Consider the following 2,915-nt stretch of genomic DNA (forward strand, 5'->3'; position numbering starts at 1 on the left):
GTGGTGCTGGCGGCGTTCAAGGTGGTGCTGGCGCGGTACTGCGGGGTGGAGGACGTGGTGGTGGGTTCGCCGGTGGCGAACCGGCCGCGCCGCGAGCTGGAGGGGCTGGTCGGTTTCTTCGTGAACACGCTGGTCCTGCGTACGGACGTGTCGGGTGATCCGTCGTTCCGGGAGCTGGTGGGCCGGGTTCGGGAGGGTGCGCTGGGTGCGTACACCCATCAGGACCTGCCCTTCGAGTACCTCGTGGAACACCTGCGCCCCGAACGCGACCTGTCCCGCCACCCCCTCGTCCAGGTCGTCTTCCAGATCGTCAACACCCCCTCCTTCGGGCGGCTCGCCGAGACCGGTGAGGAAGCCGAGATCTTCGCCGGCGACCGGGTGTCCACCCGGGTCGACCTCGAACTACACCTCGTGGAGGACCGGGACGGCGGCATCACCGGGCAGGCGACCTACAGCAGCGCGCTGTTCGACCACGCGACCGTCCAGCGACTGCTCGACCACCTGGGGAACGTGGTGTGCGAGGCGATGGCGGACCCCGACCGGCCGCTGTCGCGCCTGTCGCTGCAGGACGCGCGGGAGCGTGAACGCGTCCTCACCACCTGGCAGGGGAGCGACCAGCCGGTACCGGCCCGAACGCTGCCGGACCTGCTCGCCGAGCGGGCCGCGCGGACCCCCGACGCGACGGCCGTCCGCCAGGGCGACCGACACCTCACCCATGCCCAGCTCGACAGGGCGTCCAACCGACTGGCCCACCGGCTGGTCGAACTCGGCCTGGGTGCCGAGGACGTCGTGGGCCTGGACATCGGCAGGTCACCCGAGACCGTCGTCGCCGCCGTCGCCGTGCTCAAGGCCGGTGGGGCCTACCTGCCCATGGACGAACGCAACCCGGCGTCCCGCAAGCTGTGGATGCTGGCGGAGTCCGGCGCGCGCTTCGTGCTCACCGACCGCCCGGCGGAACTCGCCGACCTGCTCACCGACCTGACGGCAGAGCTCGCCGACCGGACGGTCGTGGTGGTCGACATCGGTGCCGACATCGACCACCTGCCCGACCACCCGGTCATCGAACACCGGCCGCGGCCGGACTCACTGGCCTACCTGATCTACACCTCGGGATCCACCGGCACCCCCAAGGGCGTCGCGGTGACCCACCGCAACGTCGTCGGGTTCGCCTGCGACCCGCTGTTCGCCGGCGGCGCCTACGAGCGGGTGCTGGTGCATTCGTCCTACGCGTTCGACGTGTCCACGGCCGAGCTGTGGCCCGCCCTGCTGTCCGGCGGCACGCTCGTGCTCGCCCCGCGCGGCGCCGTCGACGCGGAGACCTTCCGATCGGTCATCACCGAACACGGGGTCACCGCGGTGTTCCTCACCCCCGGCCTGCTCGAACTCCTCGCCGACGAGTGCCCGGAGGTCTTCGCGGGAGTACGCGAGGTGCAGGTGGGCGGTGACACGGCGCCGACGGCGACCGTCTCCCGGCTCCTCGACCTGCACCCGCACCTGCAGATCGTCAATGTCTACGGCCCCACCGAGGCGACGGTCATCGTCACCGGCCACCGGATGAACACCCGGAACCGGCCGGGGGCGGACGGCGTCCCGCTCGGCAGGCCACTGCCGAACCACCGCGTCCTCGTGCTCGACGACCGGCTGCGGCCCGCGCCCGTGGGAGTCGCCGGCGAACTGCACGTGACCGGGATCGGCCTGGCGCGCGGCTACGCGGGGCGGCCGGGGCTGACGGCGGAGCGCTTCGTCGCCGACCCGTTCGGCGAGCCGGGCTCGCGCATGTACCGCACCGGCGACGTCGGGCGCTGGCTCGCGGACGGCACCCTGGAGTACCTCGGCCGGGTCGACGACCAGGTGAAGATCCGGGGCTTCCGGGTGGAGCCGGGCGAGGTCGAGAGCGTGCTGCGCCGGCACCCGTCGGTCGCCCAGGCCCTGGTCGTGGTCCGGGACGACGGTCCGGGTGGCAAGCGGCTGGTGGCCTACGTGGTGCCGGACGGGCCCTCGGCGCAGGGCTCCTCGGCGCAGGCCCCTCCGGTGGGAGTGCCTTCGGTGGGAGCACCTTCGGGGGAAGCGTCTTCGGCGGACCGCGCCGACCTGGTGGCGTCCCTGCGGGCGCACACCGGCGCCGCCGTGCCCGAGTACATGGTGCCCACCCACTTCGTGGTGCTCGACACCCTGCCGCTGACCTCCACCGGAAAGATCGACCGCACGGCCCTGCCCGTCCCGGACCGGACCGAGGCGGCCGCCTACGTCGCCCCCCGCACCCCCGACGAGGAACTGGTCTGCCAGGTGTTCGCCGAGGTCCTCGACCTCGATGCGGTCGGCATCGACGACACGTTCTTCGCGCTGGGCGGCCAGTCCCTGCTCGCCACCCGGGTCGTCGCCCGGCTGCGCACCGCGACGGAGACGGACGTGTCCCTGGAGAGCCTGTTCCGCAGCCCCTCGCCGCGCGCGCTCGCAGCCGAACTCCAAAGCCGCCGCGAGGCCGCGGAGCAGGAGCTGAGCGAGGCCCTCAGCGCCGTCGAAGGCATGACCGACGCGGAGATCGAAGAGGCGCTGCGGCGGCTCGAACAGCAGTGACCCCCCTCAGTGCACGCGACTTGCAGATTGGCCGAGCACCGATGACCCACGCGAACGAGCGGATAGCCAACCTCACCGACACGCAGCGAGCGCTCCTGGAGAAGCTGCTCAGCGCGAAGCGCGCCGACCGCACCATCGCGCGCGCGGACCGGAGCAAGCCGTTGCCGCTCTCCTTCGCCCAGCAGCGGCTCTGGTTCCTGGACCGGATGGCCCCCGGCACCACCTCGTGGAACGCCTGCTCCTCGGTGCGGGTGCGGGGTGGGTTGGACGTGGGTGCGTTGGGTGGGGCGTTGTCGGTGGTGGTGGGGCGGCATGAGGTGTTGCGGACGGTGTTCCGT

The 2,915-nt window shown here is 72.3% G+C and carries 2 protein-coding genes; both read left to right on the plus strand.

Features of this window, described 5'->3' with window-relative positions; translation table 11 throughout:
* A partial coding sequence (locus AB0J08_RS41350; protein WP_360645280.1) for an amino acid adenylation domain-containing protein occupies positions 1–2,577 on the plus strand: 2,577 nt, incomplete at its 5' end.
* A gap of 41 nt (positions 2,578–2,618) precedes the next feature.
* Positions 2,619–2,915: condensation domain-containing protein (locus AB0J08_RS41355; protein WP_360645283.1), on the plus strand; the 297-nt coding region annotated here is incomplete at its 3' end.

The organism is Kitasatospora sp. NPDC050463 (assembly GCF_040655255.1).
Lineage (GTDB): Bacteria > Actinomycetota > Actinomycetes > Streptomycetales > Streptomycetaceae > Kitasatospora.